A 19041-nucleotide genomic window follows, 5' to 3' on the forward strand; every position below is an offset into this window, starting at 1 on the left:
AAAACTCCAAAGGAATTTGCCGAGACCAAGACACACGCCACTCGATCAGCGAATTAGTGGACATGCACAATTGCGAGCGCAGTGAAGCAATCCAGAATCTTTCCGCGGCGACAGACTGGATTGCTTCGCTGCGCTCGCAATGACGAAGTGCAGGCAAAAGCGTCGCTCTTGGATTCACATCTCACTTGTAGACACACCTTCGCATCCTCGCGGCTTGTTTCGCCCGAGCTTTGCCTCGATGCCTCACCCTCAAAATGAAAGAGGGCGCAGGGAAGACCGGGTGCCGGCTGGCACCCGCGGTCCACTGTGCGAAGTTGTCGTAAACAAGATTGCACAGCGGCATACAGGTGAAGCCTAAACATCCGGCCTTCCCTGCGCAGTGGCTTTACGGCTTATGTCGTGCTCTCCCCGGGGAGCGATGCACTATTGCCCCCGTCGCGTTGCGGATGGCTGATGCGTGTGCCCGGTTGGGCAACCCACATCACCGCAATGCTTGACGCACAGACCCCGGGCGTCAGGACCACACGATTTTGCCGTACGCCAATCACACCGGTCGTGTGCGCGAGGCCTTCACTCACGGTTGCCCGCCCTGCGAAGCAATTCGCGCCGATGTGACTAACGTCCACCGCCATCCGGCCCGCGTTCGTGACGATCGCGATACGCGCCTCTTCCTTGGGCCGGAGTGAGGCGAAATATACGCAATTCTGAAATTCGGTAAAGCGGAATATTTTAAGCCACACGGGTTGACCAGCAGCTTGGGTGTTTTGCCCAACGGGCAATGCGATATCTTGTAGCCCGGATGAGCGAAGCGACATCCGGGATTCCGACCACGAGAGGTCCCGGGTATCGCTTCGCTCACCCGGGCTACGAGACCTACCGAACTGCACGCGCAGTCGCGACTAGTCCTCGCCGGACGTCGCCAAGCGGTTGCGCAGATGGGCCTGCGACAACAGGAAGAACAATGCGCGCTCGCCATGATATTTGGCGGACGGCCGGGTGCGCTCGAAACCATCGGCAAATTTCTTGCCGGATTGGTCGCACACCTGCCACCGCCAGCCGAACCGCTTACGCCTGGTGAGGATCACTTCAAACATGCCGACGAGCTTGGTCCCCTGCCCTTGCCGGTCTCGCAGACGCACAAGCCTGCTCCGGCCTCCCCCGTTGGAGTGATGCCCGACATATAGCGCAGCAGGATGGAAAGCGAATAAAATTGATTATCGGAAATAGGTATCTTGCACCGGCTGTGAGGAAGTCGCGGCGTCGCTGGAATAAGCCGGCGGTGCCGGTGTTGATCGGTCCTGCTTGGTAGCGCTGCCAGAGCTGTTCAAATCGAAACACCAACCAAATCGCAACATCAAACGGAGCAGCGGAGAGCATCCGCTTTCGCACCGAGACTGGCGGTAATAAGATATGGGAGATTAGTGCGCTGAATGAGAAGTGTTCACTAGACACGAAGACCAACGTCGGGCCGCATGCGGCATCACCGCTCAAGCACTACCGCGCGACGACTTCCACTTCGCCGTCGACACCGTTGACGACGTTGAAGCCGCGCTCGTAGACCTTGCCCTCGTTCTTGGCGATGGCGCGGTATTCGCCTTCGGAGAGCACGACGCGCGGGAAGGCGCCGATCGATTCCTTGATAACGTCGCCGCCGGGGGTCAGCACCGACCAGGCGGTGTTGGCGAGCGCCTCGCCGCCCCTGTCGCTGACGAGCTTGAGCGTGATGACGGCGGCGCGGTGGGTGATGGTGACGTCGGTGAGCTTGCTGGCCTGGACGCGGATGTCCGAGCGCACCACCGAATTGGCATCGCCGTAATTCGAGATGATGTAGTAGGTGCCTTCCGGCAGCAGCACGACGTCACCGGCGGCGACGTTCGGCACCAGGGAGGCGCGCTCGCCGGATTCGAACTGGCTGCCCTTGTAGATCGCGAACGAGATCTGGTTCTGCGGAATGCGGCTGGTACCGACGCGGCCCTCGATGCGCAAGCCGCCGGCAGGCAGCACGAAGGACTCCCGGTCGGTCTCGGCCTTCAGGCTGACGGTGCGCACCGCGCTGACGAGGCCAAAGGCGACGTGCACGACGTAATTGCCGGGCGGCAGCACGATGTTCGGCGTGGCATTGCGGTCCTCGCGGATCAGCTTGAAGGTGCCGTTCTCGTCGGGACGATCGGCAAACACGCGCCAGACCAGGCCGCTGGTGATCGGGGGGGTGTCCTTGCCGTATTTCGCCGTCAGCGACAGCACGCCCTGTCCGGGCACGGCCGCGTTGAGCGGCGCGGCGGACGGCACGGTCGTGACCGCGGGCGGCGGCATGCTGGGCGTGGTCGGCTGCAACAGGGTCGGCGGCAGGCTCGGCGGTCCGGCACCCGGGCCGGAGGGCGGCGCCAGACTGACCGCGCCGCCGGGATCGGGCACCGAAGCGGGCGGCACCGGCGGGGGACGATCGGAGAAAAGCTGCGCCTGCGCAGCATTTTGGCCAAGGGTATAGAGGCAGGCAGCAAGGATCAGCGCCGGCAGCAGCGATACGCCGCGCCGCCATCCGATGATGCCGTCACCCCCGAGAGTCATGCCATCTGCTTTTCACCGAAAACGCGGCAAATTCAAGCCTCTGGACCCCTGAGAAATACGGCCCGACAGGTTTTGGAACCCGGTTGACGCCTGCGTGATTACTCGAGAGGCAGCCGCGCCTCGCCATACTCCTGCCCCGTGCGCTTCCCAAACCGGCATAAACCATGCTTCGGCCCGGTTCTGGCGGAGCGCGAGTGCGGTGCCTAGTCTGATGGCGGGTCCCGGCGTAGGAGAGTTTCGGTGCTGGACATATTGAAGGGTCGGGGTTCGAACAGCGACAAGGTCGCCGAGAAAGTCGGCCTGGGCAGCATCCGCCGGCCGGTCATCGGCCTTGCGCTTGGCGGCGGCGCGGCGCGCGGCTTCGCTCATATCGGCATTATCAGGACCCTGCTCGCCAACGGAATCGTGCCCGACGTCGTGGTCGGCACCTCGATCGGCGCCGTGGTCGGCGGCCTCTATGCGGCCGGCCGGCTCGATACGCTGGAAGAATGGGGCCGCAGCCTGCAAGGGATGCGCAACATCCTCGGCTACCTCGACATTCGCCTCAACGGCTCCGGCCTGATCGGCGGCGAGAAGCTGGCCACCCGGCTCGAGGCCGCCTGCGGCCAGAGCCAGATCGAGGATCTCCCGGTCAAGTTCGCCGCCGTCGCGACCGAGGTCCGCACCGGCCACGAGATCTGGCTGACGCGCGGCCGCGTGGTCGACGCGATGCGCGCCTCCTATGCGCTGCCCGGCATCTTCTCTCCGGTCCTGATCGGCGATCGCTGGCTGGTCGACGGCGCATTGGTGAACCCGGTGCCGGTCTCGGCCGCGCGCGCGCTCGGCGCGGAAATCGTCATCGCCGCAAATCTTTCCAGCGACATCTTCACCTATTCGACGACGGTCTATTCGCACGGCGCGATACCCGAGCCGGTGATCCCCGTGGCAGAAGAGCCGACGTCAAAGCGGCGCTTCCCGAGATTCTTCTCGCCTGAGAAGACGGTGAAGCGCGAGTTCTTCGGCGGCGGCAGCGCCCGGCCCGGCCTCTCTTCGGTGATGGTCGATGCCTTCAACATCATGCAGGACCGCATCACCCGTGCCCGCCTCGCCGGCGATCCGCCCGATATGCTGATCACGCCGCGGATCGGTCAATTCGGCTGGTTCGATTTCCACCGCTCCGAGGACCTCATCGCGCTGGGCACGCGCGCGGCCGAGCGTGCGCTGGAGTCCATCCAGGAGGCAATCCACGAGCTGGCGCCGGCGCCCGAGGGCGCCGCGCCCAAAGCCGACCAGCAGCAGGACTGATCGGGCCGTCTTACCGATCAGGCGGTCTTGATGTAGTCGCGCAGAGCTTCCTGCTCGGATTCGTATTCCTGCACCCGACGCTTGACGATGTCGCCGATCGAGATCAGGCCGACCACCTTGCCGTTGTCGACCACGGGCAGATGGCGGAACTTGCCGGTGGTCATCATCTCCATCAGCTCGGCGACCGTGTCGGTCTCCTTGCAGGTGACCACTTTGCGGGTCATGACCTGAGAGACCGGCTCCTCCAGCGCACCGGCGCCGCGCTCGCCGATCACCCGCACGATGTCGCGCTCCGACAGGATGCCTTCCAGCCGGCTCTGGTTCATCACCAGCACAGCGCCGATCTTCTTCTCACCGAGCAGTTTGACCGCGACCGCCAGCTTGGCGTCCGGCTCAACGCTCATGATCTGGTGGCCCTTGGTGTTGAGAATCGAACGTACCGTCATTGTCGCCTCCCTGAATCGAAACCGTCCGCTGTTCGCGGTCCGGACTTGTTCTTCGAGTCTTCAACTAACAGTTTCAGCGCCGGTTTCACGCTCAGGCGCTTTGCGAAGCATCGCCGCGAACGGCCTGTCGCTTCGGAACATTCTTCTCGGGAATGATGGATGAATTCGGGCGGCGCCGCAAGCGCCGCTTCAAATACGGTCTGAAATGTCCTGTGATGACGCATCCGCAGCATCGCTTCGCGCGCGCGGCACGGGATCGAACAGCGTGAACAGCAAGAGGCCGGCAAGGAAGCCGCCGATATGAGCCTGCCAGGCAACGCTGGTGGTCTCGCTGTCGACGCCGATCGCGCCGACGCCGAAGACGATGTTGACGCCAAACCAAACCGCGAGGAAACCGAGCACCCGCCCGTCGCGCAACGCGCGCGACAGCGGCAGCGCCGGAACTCTTGCGGCGGTATCGGCATCCGATCGGCTGAACGACAGGAAGCTGCCGCGAACGAAGGCGAAGCGGATCGCCGCCGCCATCGCGCCGGACACCGAGGCCGAGGCGCCAATCATCGGCGCTACCGCGTGCTCATGGGTGACGAGATGGGCGAGCGCGCCTGCCGCCGCCGTCACCGCGAGGAACAGGAAGAACCTGATGGTGCCAAAGCGCCGCGCCAGCGCGCTGCCGAACGGCAACAGCCACAGCACGTTGAAGCCGAGATGGGTGAGATTGGCGTGCAGCAGCGAATAGGTGACGAAGGTCCAGACCTTGGCGCCAGCCCCGCCGGGAATCTCCAGATTGAGCAGCGAGGAATCGTAGCGCTTCGGGATGAAGCCGAAGACGTCGATGGTCCAGTTCTCGAGCTCCGGCGGCAGCAGCACCCGCAGATGGATTACCGCGAGCAAAAGGATATAGGCGGTCAGCGCGAACGGCAGCGTCAGGATCGGCTCGCGCGGAGCCTCCTCAACGACGGCCGGCACCCCAAGCGAAGCATCTTGCGACGGAGGATCTTGCGGTGGAGAATTTGGCGGGGAATCCAAGGCGGCTTCGCTTTCAGGCGCGATCGGAGCGACAGTCTTGACCACAAGCCTTGGAGATAGTCGTCTTTGCCCGCCCTGCGCAAGTGCACAAAAGGAAAAGGCAGGGCCCCTGGGAAAGCCCTGCCTATCCGTGTCGGACTTCCGGTACCCAGAGAGACGGGAGTATCCCCACCCCTCCCCGCGGCCGGTGACCAAACTGTTTGACGCCTGTGTACAGGCCTCGCCGAGAACCTGGAGAAAAGCGGCGAGGCTTGCGACCGCGGTCACCATAGCAACAGGGCGGCGCACGGAAAGCGCATAGTTAATTTAACGTTAACGACGCAAAGGCAGCGCCAAGGGCGCCGAAAACGCCGCGGCGGCATGGACGCTGCAAAGCCCCTCCTGCACAACAACACAGGGATCGCGGCTGCACTGAAGCGGGACAGGTTTGTCTCGCAAGGTTGCGCCCCGGGGTAAGCGTTCAGTCATGAAACATCCGTCGAGCCGCGAGTTCTTCGCATATTGGAACGAGAAGCGCGGCACTGCGCGGGCGCCAGACCGGGCCGATATCGATCCGGCCGCCGTGCGCGGCCTGCTCGGAGACATCTTCGTGCTGTCCTGCGAGCCCAATCTCGGCTTCCCGTTCCGCGTCGCGGGCACGCGCGTCTGCGCGCTCGCCGGGTGCGACCTCAAGGATTCGAGCTTTGCGGCGCTGTTCGACGAGGCCAGCCGCCGCGAGATCGAGGAGATCACGACCATCGTCGCCGACGAGAGCCTCGGCGCAATCGCCGGCGTCACCGCCGCGCGCGAGGACGGCAGCAAGGCGCATCTCGAGCTGCTGCTACTGCCGTTCAACGCCCGCCCGCATACACCGGTGAGCGTGACAGGCGTGCTCGCGCCGTTCGACGACGAATGCGGCGCGCTCGGCCCGTTCGCCCTCACCTCCTGGCGCTATCTGCACCAGCCGGAAAAACTGCTGCCGCGCGCGATCCGCAAGCTGCAGATCGCACGCGGGCTGATGGTGTATGAGGGGCTGCGCTAGCAGTGCACCCTGCTCACGGCATCGCCAGATGCCAGGCGCCGTTGAGAAAGCCGTCGCCGGTGACGTCGCCGGGCTTGGTGTCCTTGGCGAAGGTGTAGAGAGGCTTGCCCTTGTAGGCCCACTGCTTCGAGCCGTCGTCGCGCGTGATGACGGTGTAGCCGTCGGCGGCGGCATCGCTGGCCTCGGCCTTCAGCACCGGCCAGTTGCTCGCACACGGACCATTACAGGCCGACTTGCCGTCAGCATCCTTGTCGAACGTATAGAGCGACATGCCCTTGGCGTCGGTGAGCACATTGCCCTTGTCGGTCTTGGTCGGCGGTGCCGCGAAAGCGGCGGGAACCAGCGCCAGCGATATTGCGAGCGTGAGCGCGAGGCGGATCGAGGATGTCGTCATGGTCTCTCCTGTCATGCAATGGGCTTGCATGGGGTAGGACGCCGCGCGAGCCGCCGTATTCCTGAGATGGCGGCAAGGATTTTTTTCGCTGCACGCATCGTTACATCGGAATAAACTGGGATGATGGAGACGGAACGACGGGTCGACATGAGCAAGCCGCATTGGCGTCCCGCGCACGCCTCCGATCTGCCGGCGATCAGCACGATCGCAGCGCGGATCCATCCTGATCTGCCTGAACGCCCCGAGGTGTTCGCGGAAAAGATGCGGCTCTATCCCGATGGCTGCCGCGTGCTTGCCACGGACGACGGGATCGTCGGTTACGGTCTCGCGCATCCCTGGATGCAGCACCGGATTCCGCCGCTCGACGGCCTGCTCGAGCAATTGCCCGGCGATGCGGATTGCCTCTATTTGCATGACGTCGCGGTGCTGCCCGACTTTCGCGGCGGCGTCGCGCGCGATTATGTGTTGGCGGTCGAACAGCTCGCGCGCGCGTCAGGGATCGCGACGCTCGCATTGGTGTCGGTCTACGCCACGCGGCCGCTGTGGGAGCGTCTCGGCTTTCGGCCCGTCACGGCGGATGCGGAGCTGCGGGCAAAGATTGCGACCTACGGCGACAGCGCAACCTACATGCTGCGCGATCTCGCTGCGACGTAACGCCCCTCCCCGTCGACGCCGGAAGGCGGCCGTCAGGCGCGATGCTTCTTTTTCGGCTTCGGCTTCTTTCCGGCAGTGCCCTTCTCAGACCACGACGTGACCGAGGGCTCAGCGTGGCCCGGCTTGTTCTTGTGCTTTTTCTTCTTTGCGAAGGAAGGCGCATCGTCGAATTTCGGTGTGCGCTCGCCGTACGGCTTTTCGTGCGGCTTGCCGTGTGGCTTGCCTTGCGGTTTGAACCCGCTCGGCTCGCGCGCGCGGTCGCCCTGGCGGTCGCGATGATCGCTGTCGCCGCTCTCGCGCCGCGGCGCGTGGGACCGCTCTTCCGAAGCCGCCTGCCGCTGCGGCGCATCCGCCATCGGCTCGAGGCGGATATTGTCTTCCTTGTCCGGACGCTTGATCTTCACGGCGAAGGATTCCGCGACCCGCTCGGAAATTTCGAACTCGGTCGTGGTGTCCATGATCTTGATCGCGCCGATGTCGTTCTTGTCGATGCCGCCACGACGGCAGATCATCGGCAACAGCCAGCGCGCTTCCGCGTTCTTTTTTCGTCCGATGTTGGCCCGGAACCAGACGCTGCCATCCGCCATGCCATGTTTCGACGACGATTTGCCCGCTTTGGGACGAGCCCTTTCGGGCCGATCATCGCCACGCGAAGCGCGGACATCGTCACGCGGAGCGCGCGTATCATTGCGACCGCGATCCTCGCGCGGCCGGCTGCTCCGCTCGCCGGGATCCATGATGTCTTCGGGCGACGGCAGCCGCGCGCGATAGAGCCGTGCAAGTGAGGCGGCGATCTCCTCGGCCGACCGCTCGGCCAATAGCGCCTGCGCCAGCGCCAGATCGTCGGCGGTGGTCTCTTCCGTGAACAGCACGTCCTTCATGCGCTCGTGATCGAGTTTGCGGATCTCATCCGGCTGCGGCGCCGTCCCCCAGACCGCGTCGATGCCCGAGACGTTCAGCAGCATTTCCGCACGCCGCCGCCGCACGGGCGGCACCAGCATGACGCTCGTCCCCTTGCGGCCCGCGCGGCCGGTGCGGCCGGAGCGATGCTGCATGACCTCGGCGTCGTTGGGCAGGTCGGCATGAATGACGAGATCGAGGCTCGGCAGATCGATGCCGCGGGCGGCGACGTCGGTCGCCACGCAGACGCGCGAGCGTCCGTCCCGCAGCGACTGCAGCGCCGTGGTTCGCTCGTTCTGCGTCAATTCACCGGACAGAGCGACCACGGAGAAGCCGCGCTCCAGCAGCGCCGCCTGCAAATGCCGGACGCCATCGCGCGTGCTGCAGAATACCAGCGCGCTCGGCGCCTCGTAGAAGCGCAGCACGTTGACGACGGCGTGCTCGGCATCGCCGGGCGCGATCCGGATCGCGCGGTACTCGATATCGGCATGACCGCCTTCGTCGCCGGCGACCTCGATCCGGAACGCCCGCTGCTGATACTGCTTGGCCAGCGCGACGATGCCGCGCGGGAATGTCGCCGAGAACATCAGGGTGCGGCGCGTGTCCGGCGTCGTCTTGAGGATGAACTCCATGTCCTCGCGAAAGCCGAGATTGAGCATCTCGTCGGCCTCGTCGAGCACGACCACCTTCAATTCCGAAATATCGAGACGGCCGCGGCGCAAATGATCGCACAACCGGCCGGGCGTACCGACGACGATATGAGCGCCGGCCGCAAGCTCGCGCTGCTCGCGCCTGGGGTCCATGCCGCCGACGCAGGAGACGACGCGTCCGCTCGCATGCTCGTACAGCCACGCCAGCTCGCGATGGACCTGCAAGGCAAGCTCGCGGGTCGGCGCCACGATCAGGGCGAGCGGTGCACCCGCGCGGTCGAACCGCTCGGCGTCGCCCAACAGATCCTTAGCCATGGCCAGCCCGTAGGCCAGCGTCTTGCCGGAGCCGGTCTGGGCCGAAACCAAGAGGTCGCGGTCTGCGGCCTCGTCCGTGAGCACGGCGAGCTGAACGGGGGTCGGACGGTCGTAATTGCGCTCGGCCAAAGCTCGGGCGAGCGGCGCACTCATGGTCGGAAAAGACACGGGATAAACCTTGGTTGGTCCAGGCGCGGAACGTCGAGCCGCGCGACCTGAAGCTGCGTAGGCGGCAAATGGTCCAGCCGCACGCGTGGTGATTTGATTTGGACGCTCTTTACGCCAAGTGCGGGCAAATCACCATGCCTATGACGCATGGCTTTGGTAATGCCGAGAACAAGCTTACTGGCCAGCTCGACCCACTACATCCAGCGTTTTCGGGCCGTTTCGCTGCATATAGCGGGATTTTGCGCCGAAGCCCCCGCCGCGCTGCGCAAGCTCGCATAGAGGAGCCACGCGCGGGCCCTAATCCCTGGAGGTCACCAGCCTGCCGAATCCGCCGGCCAGCCTGGCTCTGGCCCGCGCAACGGTGTCCCTCGCCGCCCGGCCCAAGGCGCGGACCGCGCGCCAGGCTTCGGTTGCCTGCAGCCAAGCTCTCACCTCGGTGAACTTCCCATAGACCCAGGCAAAAGCCGGAATCCGCATCAGCTTGTCACGCGTGAGATGGAACAGGCGCTCGACCAACACCAGCTTGAGCAGCTCGCCGATGATGAACGTCACGGCCCCGCTCAGGACCTGGCCGGTTGCCGCGAGATAGGCCGCCACGGGCTTGACCGGCTCCAGGATAATGACGGGTACGGAAAACAGCGCGAGCGAGCAATAAGGCGACAGCGATCTGATCCAGCCGCGCAATCGCTTCAACTGGAGATGCCGCCCGATCCAGCGCGAGATCGGCCTCGCCACGGCCATGAAGACCGCATCCACCAGGAAGTAGATGGCGGCCAGGATGTAAGTGACGGGTTTCAGGATCCGCTTCACGATGAACTCTCCCGTGAACTGAAAGCCGAAACCCCAGTCTAAGTTTCACCCCGGCGTGAATAACTCGCGGGTTTCCGATGGAACTTTTCGTGCACAGGCCCGGAGCTTCGCGGTCAGATCTCCGCATAGACCTCCAAAAGATTGCCGTCGGGGTCGCGGAAGAACAACGTCCGATGCCCGAACGACTGGTTGGTCGGCGGCGACAGCAACGCAACGCGGTGCCGCACCAGTTCGTCGGCACACGCATCGACTTCGGCCGCGGACACCTTGAAGGCCAGTTGCAGCGAGGCACTCCCGTGCGGCGTCGGCGCGTCAGTCGCGGTCCGGCCCGGTGTAGCGAGAGCCAGCGTGTTGGGGCCCAAGCCGTACTCGATCCAGTTCGGCGACAGCTCCCGCAGCAGCGGAAACGCGAGGACGTCTTCATAGAAGCGGCGCATCGCCACCATGTCGCGCACGAAGATGACGGTGTAGTCGATCGCGCGGATGGCGTGGAAGGGAGAGCGGGTGGGTTGGGTCGGCTCGTTTGTCATCTCGTCCTTCATTCCAAACGCCGGCCCGTAGCCCGTATGGAGCGTAGCGGAATACGGGGAGCCACAGGCGAGAATCCCGGATTGCGCTGCGCTCCATCCGGGCTACGGATCATCTAACGCAGCAGCCCGCCACCATAGCGCAGCTCGTAAAGCAGCGCGCCATCCTCCTGCGCAATCGTCTCGATGCCGTGGAAGCGATCGAGCGCGCCCTCGACCTCGTTCCGATAAATCATGCCGTCCTGCACAAACCGATGCGGCCCCCGGTACGGCTCCTCCACGGATACGGCCAGCAACGCCTGGCGCAGGAATTTGTAGATCGCGAGGAAGATATCTCGATCCGTGATCTCTGCGCGGACGCCACCGCTATAGCTCATCGACCAGATGACGCGGTCATCTCGGGACACGGTCTCTTGGCCAACGAAAAACCCCATCCCGAAATAGATATCGCGATAGGCATAGGGTGCCGCGCGATGCTCGAGCTGCTTTGAGCCTCTGAGCAGCGGAGCGGCCACGGTGGCGTCGTCGTCGAGGCCAGCATAGGTCCGCCGCTTTGCTTCGACCAGAAACGCTGCGAGATCTCCGGGGATGGTCGACATCGGCTATTCCACCAGCTCCGGCCACGGCACGATGGTCGACTTCACCGTCTTCATCGCCATCGCGTCCCTGACCGCCTGCGCGACGCCCTCTTCCGTGAACGGATAGATCGTCTGCATCTTGAGCCAGGGATATTTGTCCGCCGTGCGATGGAGCATATCGACGCCGAGCGGCAGATCGTTGCCGCTAAAGCCCCAGGAGCCCAGCACATTGAGGTCCTTGGTGCAGATACGGTGCCAGGAGGTCTCGATCGAGCCGGCGTCGGTGAACTGGCCCATCTCGACATAGGTGCCGCCGTCACGCAGCATCTCGATGCCTTCGGGGCCGGCTGAGGGATGACCCGAACAATCCATCACCAGATCGGCGCCGAAACCACCGACGATGTCGCGCACGCGGGCGATGCGGTCTTGTGGTGACTTCAGTTCGTCGATATTCACCGTCGCCTCCGCGCCGAATTCGCGCGCGAGCTTGAGCCGCGGCTCCTCCGGCGCACCGACGCAGATCACGCGCCCTGCTCCCATCTCCTGCGCGGCGGCGACCGCGAGAATGCCGATCGGGCCCGAGCCCTGGATCACCACCGTGTCGCCCCAGGAAAAACCGCCGGCGCGGCTCGCGCGATTAAAAGCGCGGATGCAGGAGGTCAGCGGCTCCGACAGCGCACCCAACCGCAGCGACATGTCGTCAGGCAATTTGTAGATCTTGGTGCCCGGAAGCATGTCGAGATCGACATAGACATATTCGGCCCAGCCGCCCCACATGTGAGGCGCCTTGTCGAAGCCGAGATAGCGGCCGTAATAGACCGGCGTCAGGCACTTGTTGGCGGTCAGGGGATAATGGATGCAGTAATAGCAGCGGCCGCAGGGCATCAGCGGCGGGATCATCACTTTTGATCCGACCTTGAGCGGCTTGCTCATGAAGTCCTCGGTGAATTCGTCGCCGCATTCGACGACGATTCCGCCGAGTTCGTGGCCGAGCGTGAACGGCCATGGCAGCGGCTTCGGCCAATGCCCCTTCAGAATGTGCAAATCGGTGCCGCAGACGCCGCAGGCGCCGACCTTGATCAGCGCGGCCTTTTTGCCGACCTTCGGCCACGGCACGGTTTTGATGACAGGCTCGCTGCCTGGTCCTGCGTGGGTGCAGACGCGAATCTGGTCCATGGCGTGTCCTCGATGCCCGTCTGTTATGATTGATTGGTGCGGGCTGAGGCGAAGCGTATGTGAGATGCGCGCTGGTGCCAAGCCGCGGTCTCGTAGCCCGGATGAGCGAAGCGACATGCGGGACCAGCGTTCCCGGATATCGCTTCGCTCATCCGGGCTACGGGATCGTGGTCCACACACCCCCAAGCGTCTTGAGCGGCCGGCGGCGAACGTGTAGAGCCGCCCCATATTCCACCCAGGTGCCCTCTTGAACCCCCTCCCCCAAAATCCCGTGGTCGCGTCCGGCTCGTTCGCGGCGATGAAGTCGGTGCCCTACCGGCTCCAGTTCATCGCTTACGTGCTGGCGATGATGGCCGACAATATCGAGCATGTGATCAGCTATTGGGTGGTGTTCCAGAAATTCCATTCGCCAGCGCTGGCGGGCTTTGCGGTGCTGTCGCACTGGCTGCCGTTCCTGCTGTTCTCGGTCGCGGTCGGCGGGCTGGCCGACCGGGTCGATCCGCGCCGCATCATTCAATGCGGCATGCTGCTGTTCGTTGTTGCCTCAGCGGGATGGGGTTTCTTCTTCATCACCGACTCCATCCAGATGTGGCACGCCATGCTGCTGCTGGTGATCCATGGCTGCGCCGGCGTGTTGTGGCAGACGCCGAACCAGCTGCTGCTCTATGATCTCGTCGGCCCCGCCGACCTTCCGAGCGCGGTCCGGCTGAACGCGATGGCGCGCTATCTCGGCATTCTGGTCGGACCTGCCGTCGGCGGCATCATCATGCTCACGCTCGGCACCTCGCACGGCATCATCTTCAACACACTGTTCTATCTGCCGATGCTGCTATGGCTGTTCTGGGCGCCGGTGCGGGACCAGAGTGTCGCGGTGCGGCGCTTCGCCGTGCGCGGCCTTGCCGACATCAGGCTGACGATCCGCGCCATCGGCACCCAGCCGGTGCTGACGGCGATGACGTGGCTTGCCGGCCTTACCTCCTTCATGATCGGCAACGCCTATCACGCCCAGATGCCGGGCTTTGCCGGCGATCTCGGCCATGGCGATCCCGGAATCTCCTACAGCGTGCTGCTCGCGGCTGATGCGGCGGGCGCGCTGCTCGCCGGCATCGCGCTGGAATCCTGGGGACGGCTCAAGGGCACGCCGCGCACCGCGATCATGCTCGCGATGCTGTGGAGCGTGGCGCTGCTCGGCTTCGCCTCGGTGCGGATCTATCCGATCGCGATCGTGCTGTTGTTCTTTGCAGGCTTCTTCGAGCTGTCGTTCAACACCATGGCGCAGGCGCTGGTGCAGTTGAACGCGCCGTCAGACATTCGCGGCCGCGTCGTCGGCCTCTACAACATGGCGGGGCTCGGGATGCGGGCCTTCAGCGGCATCACGGTCGGACTGTTCGGCGCGGCGATTGGCATTCACTGGTCGCTCGGGGTCTCGGCCGCGGTGCTGCTGGCGCTGCTATGTCTTCTCTATGGGCGCGCGACGAGGAAGACGTAAGCTCAGAGCTTGCGGTTGACTCCGGCGTCTCCCCACCGCACGCTCGATACAGGGTTTGGGAGATGAAGCGTTGCGCAATCGCTGGGGCATACTTGCGATCCTGTTCGTCGTTCGCCTCACCATCGCGTTCCAGTTCCAGAGCGTGGCCGCGGTCGCGCCGCTGCTGCAGCAGAGCTTCGGCGTCGGACTCGCCGATATTGGCATCCTGATCGGACTCTATTTCACACCGGGCATCGTGCTGGCGCTGCCGGGCGGCGCGATCGGCCGGACGCTTGGCGACAAGCCCACCACGATCCTGGCGCTGCTGCTGATGACGGCGGGCAGCCTCGTCATGGCCACCACCGACGTCTGGGGCTGGCAGATGGCGGGCCGGCTCGCCTCCGGCGCCGGCGGCGTGCTGCTGACCGTGCAGCTCACCAAGATGGGCACCGACTGGTTTGCGGGGAAGGAGATCGCCACCGCGATGGCGATCTTCGTCAACTCCTGGCCGGCCGGCGTTGCGATCTCGCTGCTGGTGCTGCCGGCGATCGGCACGGCGTATGGCGCCGGCGCCGTGTTCCTCGTGGCCGGCGCGCTGACCGCGATCGGCATCGTGCTGATCATTTTCTACCAATCGCCGCCGGGAGCAACCGCCAGCGCGGCCGGCTCCGGGCGGCTTGATCCGCTCGCGCTTCTGGCGGTGATCGTCGCGGGTGCGATCTGGGGCCTTTATAATATCGGCTTCGCCATGATTTTCTCGTTCGGCCCCTCATTGCTCGTCGAGCGCGGCTGGAGCATTGCGGCGGCAGGCTCGGCGATCAGCCTCGTGATGTGGCTATCGGTGATCTCGGTGCCATCAGGCGGATATCTCGCCGATCGCACCAAGCGCCCCTTCGTGCTGGCGATCGCGGCCAGCCTGGTGGTCGCCGCCCTGCTGGCCTGGCTGACCCGGTCCGACGCTGTGATCGCGATCCTCGTCCTGGGCGGCTTGATCGGCGGCCTTCCCGCCGGCCCGATCATGAGCCTGGCCGCCCGCGTACTCGCGCCGGAGACACGAGCGGTCGGAATGGGCGTGTTCTACACTCTCTTCTATGCCGCGATGATGCTGGGGCCGGCGGTGGCGGGCCGGCTCGCCAAATCGGCCGGCACGGCCGCGGTCGCGCTCGACCTCGGCGCGATGACGGTGCTGGCCTGCCCGCCCCTGATGTGGCTTTTCGAACGCATTGTGGCTGTTCGTCATCGCCGCGCCCGATCCTAACGCGGCATTAACCCTGTGCACCTTAGGGTCGTCCCGGACTCCGCCAGGCGGGGGGTCGGGTTGTGAAAATGGCGTTGGCGCACAAAAAATTTCTTCCGGCCGCCGAGGAACGTCGGCGTTTCCAGCGGGTGAAGGTTCACCTGCTCGGCCGCTACATGCTACCGGACCGCCGGGAATTCCCCTGCCAGGTGATCAACATGTCGCCGGGCGGGCTGGCGCTGCTGGCCCCCGGCATCGGCAATGTCGGTGACCGCGTGGTCGCCTATCTCGACCATATCGGCCGCGTCGAGGGCAAGATCACCCGCATCATCGACAATGGCTTCGCCATGACGGTCGGTGCGACGCCGCGAAAGCGCGACAAGCTCGCAGCACAGCTGACCTGGCTCGCCAACCGCGACATTCTCAACCTGCCGGAAGACCGCCGCCACGATCGTATCGTGCCGCGCAACCCGATCGCGGTGCTGACGCTCGAGGACGGCACCAAGATGACCTGCCGCATCATCGACCTCTCGCTGTCGGGCGCCGCCATCGCCGCCGAGAACCGCCCCCCGCTGAAATCGACGGTTTTGCTCGGCCGGGTGCAGGGCCGCGTGGTCCGAAACCTCGAAGACGGCTTCGCGCTCGAGTTCATGCATTCGCAGCCGATTGAAACTCTCGAAGAGAGCGTTACCGCGCGGTAAAGCGCGAAGGCACCAAAACCACTGCATTTCCAGTACTGAAGGCGGCCTCCGCGATGCGGACGCCGCCTTTTTCATGGGTCGTGACGGGCCTCGCGCGGGTTAACGCGGAGGCTGCAGGTGCGTGCAAACAACGGTTCCGCCAGCGTTTCCGCGTTAATCGATAAAATTTGAATCAATTGCAGTCATATCGAATTTTATTCGAGTTTGACTCAAGTATAGATCGAATTCGCCGCGTGTTTTACTTGCATTCGTCTCGACTTGACTTGACTGACTTAGCGGCAACTCAAAAGCTCCCTGCGCAATGTGGTCCCAACAAGAAACGGGGGCCGCAATGTTTGATTTCAGGGGACAGGGGAAGGGATTGGCGCTGGCCGCCATGCTCTTCGGAATGAGCGCGGCAGCGCAGGCCGGCGAAGGCCGTCTGCTCTACGCAAGCCTCGGCGACACCACGCGTGCGCCGATCGGCTGGGTCGAGTTCTGTGCGGATAATGCCGCCCAATGCCAGGGCGCACCGACGCAACCGCGCGACATCGTGATGTCGCAGGCTGCATGGCGCGACCTCGTCAAGGTCAATCGCTGGGTCAACGAGACCGTCAAGCCTTTGACCGACCAGGAGCACTGGGGCGTGATCGAAAAGTGGTCGCTGCCGTCGGACGGTTACGGCGACTGTGAAGACTACGTGCTGTTGAAGCGCAAGATGCTGATCGATGCCGGATGGCCGCGCGAGGCCCTGCTCATCACCGTCGTGCGCGACAAGAAGGGCGAAGGACACGCTGTGCTGACGGTGAAGACCGACAAGGGCGAGTTCGTTCTCGACAATCAGAACGAGAACGTCGTTGCCTGGACGGAGACCGGCTACCGCTTCGTCAAGCGCCAGTCGCAGAGCGATCCCAACGTCTGGGTCTCGCTCGGCGACACCAAGCCGGCGGTCTCCACCGCCAGCGCGAGAGATTAGTAAAGACAAACGAAAGAGATACGCGACCCGGTCACATCCCCACCCCTCCCCGTCCCAGACCGGTTCGCGCGCGGCCAGCCATCCCCCAATGGCTGGCCGCAACTTTTTTGGGGGATGTGCTTCGCTTAGTCCTGCGGTGTCTGCCGCGACCAGGGCACGCGCGCGGCGGTGAAATCCCGCCATGTGCTTTGCAGGGCGGGCTGCACCCCGACCGACGCGCGTGCCTGCCAACCGGCGATCGCCGCCGCGGCGATGGCGCAGTCGGGCTCGGCATCAAGCCCGTCGAGCAATGATGCCGTGACCGCCATATCGTTGAAGGCGCCAAGCTGCTCCTGCAGGCCGGCGAGCCTGCGCGAGAATTTTCGCGTGGATTTGCGGTCCGCGAACAGCGGCAGCAGAAACTCGCTGAGATAGCGCAGCCGCTTGGTCGCGAGCCGCAGGCGGTGCAACTGTTCGGCGGAAAGTGACTTGAAGCGGCGGCCGCGCTTGAGCACCTTGGCGTATTGCGCCGATAGGATGCGTGCCGCGAAGTCGGCCGCGGGTTCGGCGAGCTGGCCGAGATCCTGCGCGGCGACGTCGTTGCGCCAGCCGCGCGCCTCGATCCACCCGCCGAGGCTGATCAGGAACATCGCGCAGCGGCGATCGTCGAGCGCATCGTGCGCCTTGCGATAGGCGTCGGACTGGCGCCCGGCCGCGGCCAGGCCCAGCGCATCGAAGCCCGCGACCGACGGACAGGCTGTTGCGATCGTCGGCAGGGTATCGAGCCGGAACACATCCCAGTCGCGCGCGGCGGACAAATCCTGCGCCAGCCATTCGGCTTCGGTTCGCAGCGTATCGACGTTGCTCGACACGCCCGCCGAACGCATCAGATCCAGCACCGACCGCAGCCGGCGCAGCGAGACGCGCAGCTGATGGATTCCTTCCGGATTGCGGCCGTCCTCGGCCGCCGGCAGCGACTGAAGCAAATGGAGGAAGCAGGAACGCAGGATTGTCGCGAACGCCTCGTCCAATGTCACCGACGGATCGAGACGAAGTTTTCGCGGACGCCGCGCCGAGGGCGGCTTGTCGGCGGCAAGATCGAAGCCGCGCGCCGATTTGGTGCGGATGGACGGCTTTACGTCGCCGTGCTCCGCGAGCCGCAGCGCAATCTCGTAGATCGCGCTCGCGCTGCCGCTCTTGAGCTCCAGCTCGATCTCGCTCACGGGCAGTGAACGGTCCCCGGCCGTCAACTCGCCCCGGTCGAAGGCGATCTCGACCGTGCCTGACGGCAGGTCAATCATCCGCGCATGACGATGGACATCGGCGGTGACGACCGCTTCGAGCGGCCGCGCTTCCACTCGGCCGCGAAGCTTCTCCGGAATGAAGGGCATCGCGAGAGCCAGATCGGGCGCAAGCGAAGGCACGCGCGCCTCCCACTCACCGCGACGGAGCGGATCGTGCGCCGCATCGGTCTTGACGGTTTGCACGAAGCGCGCACCGCTCTGACGAACACGCAAGCTAAAGCCGTTGCGACGCAACGTCCGCTCCGGCGTGTCGTAATAGACGGACTTGAGATGTTTGCGCGTGCCCTTGTTGCACGCGTTCGCCGCGATCACGGGCGCAGCGTTGAAATGCGCCATGCGATCGGCATCGATCAGAAGCTTGAGCTCGATCTCGCCGGCGGCATGCGCCGCAGCGCTCGACGGGATTGGTTCCGTTTCCGGTTTCGCGTCTTGCGATGGCGTCTGATCGATCACAGCGCCCTCGACGATCACAGGTTCCGCAACGAGCTCGGCGGGTTCACGCTGCCTGAAGAAGCCGGCTGCGACTTGCGTTCTCTTGTTGTCCTTCGCAACAGGATTCCCATCCCGCGGGCTCGGGTGCTTGCGAACCGGCGTTGCGTCTGACTTCAGCATTTACAGGTACATGACAGTTCAATGACAGAGCGTCATCGTATAGCCGGTGCGGCTCGCGAGCACTAGTCACGTGACGTCGCAGCGCCCGACTTCCACACGAGGCTGCGAGCGACTTGACCACAGGAACTAAATTGCCGCCGGGCGCAGCAAGCGATCGAATTGTCTGCGAATCCTGCCTTTCTCGAAACCGAGATGAACGCGTCAGCGAGCTTGACTCATGCCAACCTTCCCGCAATCGGTGACGATGGCGTCGAGCGCGCTGCCCTGT

The 19041-nt window shown here is 64.5% G+C and carries 18 protein-coding genes; 7 read left to right on the top strand and 11 right to left on the bottom strand.

Annotation, left to right across the window (positions count from 1 at the left end; genetic code table 11):
* Window positions 1–899 precede the first annotated feature (899 nt).
* Both AC0L3U_RS33205 and AC0L3U_RS33210 read right to left on the bottom strand, forming a co-directional pair.
* Complete coding sequence (locus AC0L3U_RS33205; protein ID WP_473364559.1) at window positions 900–1139, bottom strand: hypothetical protein; 240 nt, start codon at window positions 1137–1139, stop codon at window positions 900–902.
* A 355-nt stretch (window positions 1140–1494) separates the two neighbouring features.
* Window positions 1495–2568 carry a hypothetical protein gene (locus AC0L3U_RS33210; protein WP_473364560.1) on the bottom strand — a complete coding sequence of 358 codons (1074 nt, stop codon included), beginning with the start codon at window positions 2566–2568 and terminating at the stop codon, window positions 1495–1497.
* Between the two features lie 240 nt (window positions 2569–2808).
* Between AC0L3U_RS33210 and AC0L3U_RS33215 the strand changes: the two genes are divergently transcribed.
* Entirely contained in the window at window positions 2809–3852 is a 1044-nt protein-coding gene (locus AC0L3U_RS33215) for a patatin-like phospholipase family protein (RefSeq protein WP_473364561.1), read from the top strand.
* A gap of 17 nt (window positions 3853–3869) precedes the next feature.
* Here AC0L3U_RS33215 and AC0L3U_RS33220 read toward each other — a convergent pair whose 3' ends face one another.
* Both AC0L3U_RS33220 and AC0L3U_RS33225 read right to left on the bottom strand, forming a co-directional pair.
* Window positions 3870–4298 carry a CBS domain-containing protein gene (locus AC0L3U_RS33220; RefSeq protein ID WP_007611784.1) on the bottom strand — a complete coding sequence of 143 codons (429 nt, stop codon included), beginning with the start codon at window positions 4296–4298 and terminating at the stop codon, window positions 3870–3872.
* A gap of 189 nt (window positions 4299–4487) precedes the next feature.
* Entirely contained in the window at window positions 4488–5324 is an 837-nt protein-coding gene (locus AC0L3U_RS33225) for a rhomboid family intramembrane serine protease (protein WP_473364562.1), read from the bottom strand.
* A 466-nt stretch (window positions 5325–5790) separates the two neighbouring features.
* Between AC0L3U_RS33225 and AC0L3U_RS33230 the strand changes: the two genes are divergently transcribed.
* On the top strand, window positions 5791–6345 hold the full coding sequence (locus tag AC0L3U_RS33230) for a PAS domain-containing protein (RefSeq protein ID WP_473364563.1): 555 nt from the start codon (window positions 5791–5793) through the stop codon (window positions 6343–6345).
* 13 nt (window positions 6346–6358) lie between these two features.
* Here the strand turns inward: AC0L3U_RS33230 and AC0L3U_RS33235 are convergent, their stop codons facing one another.
* Window positions 6359–6739, bottom strand: a complete 381-nt coding sequence (locus AC0L3U_RS33235) for a COG4315 family predicted lipoprotein (RefSeq protein WP_473364564.1) — start codon at window positions 6737–6739, stop codon at window positions 6359–6361.
* A gap of 147 nt (window positions 6740–6886) precedes the next feature.
* On the opposite strand from AC0L3U_RS33235, the gene AC0L3U_RS33240 reads away from it, so the two are divergent.
* Complete coding sequence (locus AC0L3U_RS33240) at window positions 6887–7393, top strand: GNAT family N-acetyltransferase (protein WP_473364565.1); 507 nt, start codon at window positions 6887–6889, stop codon at window positions 7391–7393.
* A 32-nt stretch (window positions 7394–7425) separates the two neighbouring features.
* On the opposite strand, the gene AC0L3U_RS33245 is transcribed toward AC0L3U_RS33240, so the two are convergent.
* The 5 genes from AC0L3U_RS33245 to AC0L3U_RS33265 form a co-directional block, all read right to left on the bottom strand.
* Window positions 7426–9411: a DEAD/DEAH box helicase gene (locus tag AC0L3U_RS33245; protein WP_473364602.1), complete on the bottom strand. Its 1986-nt coding sequence runs from the start codon at window positions 9409–9411 to the stop codon at window positions 7426–7428.
* Window positions 9412–9723: 312 nt separating this feature from the next.
* Window positions 9724–10236 (bottom strand): hypothetical protein, encoded by a 513-nt coding sequence (locus tag AC0L3U_RS33250; protein WP_473364566.1) that lies wholly within the window; start codon window positions 10234–10236, stop codon window positions 9724–9726.
* Window positions 10237–10349: 113 nt separating this feature from the next.
* A complete protein-coding gene (locus AC0L3U_RS33255; protein ID WP_473364567.1) occupies window positions 10350–10778 on the bottom strand; it encodes a VOC family protein in 429 nt (142 codons plus the stop codon).
* Between the two features lie 101 nt (window positions 10779–10879).
* The gene (locus AC0L3U_RS33260) at window positions 10880–11362 is read right to left on the bottom strand and encodes a DUF5680 domain-containing protein (protein WP_473364568.1); all 483 of its coding nucleotides are present in this window, start codon (window positions 11360–11362) and stop codon (window positions 10880–10882) included.
* A 3-nt stretch (window positions 11363–11365) separates the two neighbouring features.
* Window positions 11366–12517, bottom strand: coding sequence for a zinc-binding dehydrogenase (locus tag AC0L3U_RS33265; RefSeq protein WP_473364569.1), 1152 nt, complete (start codon window positions 12515–12517; stop codon window positions 11366–11368).
* A gap of 247 nt (window positions 12518–12764) precedes the next feature.
* Between AC0L3U_RS33265 and AC0L3U_RS33270 the strand changes: the two genes are divergently transcribed.
* The 4 genes from AC0L3U_RS33270 (at window position 12765) to AC0L3U_RS33285 (ending at window position 16878) form a co-directional block, all read left to right on the top strand.
* Entirely contained in the window at window positions 12765–14006 is a 1242-nt protein-coding gene (locus AC0L3U_RS33270) for an MFS transporter (protein WP_473364570.1), read from the top strand.
* 70 nt (window positions 14007–14076) lie between these two features.
* Window positions 14077–15243 (top strand): MFS transporter, encoded by a 1167-nt coding sequence (locus AC0L3U_RS33275; RefSeq protein ID WP_473364571.1) that lies wholly within the window; start codon window positions 14077–14079, stop codon window positions 15241–15243.
* Between the two features lie 68 nt (window positions 15244–15311).
* On the top strand, window positions 15312–15923 hold the full coding sequence (locus tag AC0L3U_RS33280; protein ID WP_007602573.1) for a PilZ domain-containing protein: 612 nt from the start codon (window positions 15312–15314) through the stop codon (window positions 15921–15923).
* A gap of 331 nt (window positions 15924–16254) precedes the next feature.
* The gene (locus AC0L3U_RS33285; protein WP_473364572.1) at window positions 16255–16878 is read left to right on the top strand and encodes a transglutaminase-like cysteine peptidase; all 624 of its coding nucleotides are present in this window, start codon (window positions 16255–16257) and stop codon (window positions 16876–16878) included.
* 125 nt (window positions 16879–17003) lie between these two features.
* Here AC0L3U_RS33285 and AC0L3U_RS33290 read toward each other — a convergent pair whose 3' ends face one another.
* Window positions 17004–18773: a CYTH and CHAD domain-containing protein gene (locus tag AC0L3U_RS33290; RefSeq protein ID WP_473364573.1), complete on the bottom strand. Its 1770-nt coding sequence runs from the start codon at window positions 18771–18773 to the stop codon at window positions 17004–17006.
* Window positions 18774–19041: the final 268 nt, after the last annotated feature.

It is taken from the genome of Bradyrhizobium sp. Kon69, from assembly GCF_055807515.1.

Bases quoted from the DNA above. Each gene is read 5' to 3' on its own strand.
- AC0L3U_RS33290 (WP_473364573.1), bottom strand. From the start codon at position 18,773: ATGCTGAAGTCAGACGCAACGCCGGTTCGCAAGCACCCGAGCCCGCGG.
- AC0L3U_RS33255 (WP_473364567.1), bottom strand. From the start codon at position 10,778: ATGAAGGACGAGATGACAAACGAGCCGACCCAACCCACCCGCTCTCCC.
- AC0L3U_RS33220 (WP_007611784.1), bottom strand. From the start codon at position 4,298: ATGACGGTACGTTCGATTCTCAACACCAAGGGCCACCAGATCATGAGC.
- AC0L3U_RS33260 (WP_473364568.1), bottom strand. From the start codon at position 11,362: ATGTCGACCATCCCCGGAGATCTCGCAGCGTTTCTGGTCGAAGCAAAG.
- AC0L3U_RS33285 (WP_473364572.1), top strand. From the start codon at position 16,255: ATGTTTGATTTCAGGGGACAGGGGAAGGGATTGGCGCTGGCCGCCATG.
- AC0L3U_RS33245 (WP_473364602.1), bottom strand. From the start codon at position 9,411: ATGAGTGCGCCGCTCGCCCGAGCTTTGGCCGAGCGCAATTACGACCGT.
- AC0L3U_RS33210 (WP_473364560.1), bottom strand. From the start codon at position 2,568: ATGACTCTCGGGGGTGACGGCATCATCGGATGGCGGCGCGGCGTATCG.
- AC0L3U_RS33235 (WP_473364564.1), bottom strand. From the start codon at position 6,739: ATGACGACATCCTCGATCCGCCTCGCGCTCACGCTCGCAATATCGCTG.
- AC0L3U_RS33230 (WP_473364563.1), top strand. From the start codon at position 5,791: ATGAAACATCCGTCGAGCCGCGAGTTCTTCGCATATTGGAACGAGAAG.
- AC0L3U_RS33265 (WP_473364569.1), bottom strand. From the start codon at position 12,517: ATGGACCAGATTCGCGTCTGCACCCACGCAGGACCAGGCAGCGAGCCT.
- AC0L3U_RS33280 (WP_007602573.1), top strand. From the start codon at position 15,312: ATGGCGTTGGCGCACAAAAAATTTCTTCCGGCCGCCGAGGAACGTCGG.
- AC0L3U_RS33240 (WP_473364565.1), top strand. From the start codon at position 6,887: ATGAGCAAGCCGCATTGGCGTCCCGCGCACGCCTCCGATCTGCCGGCG.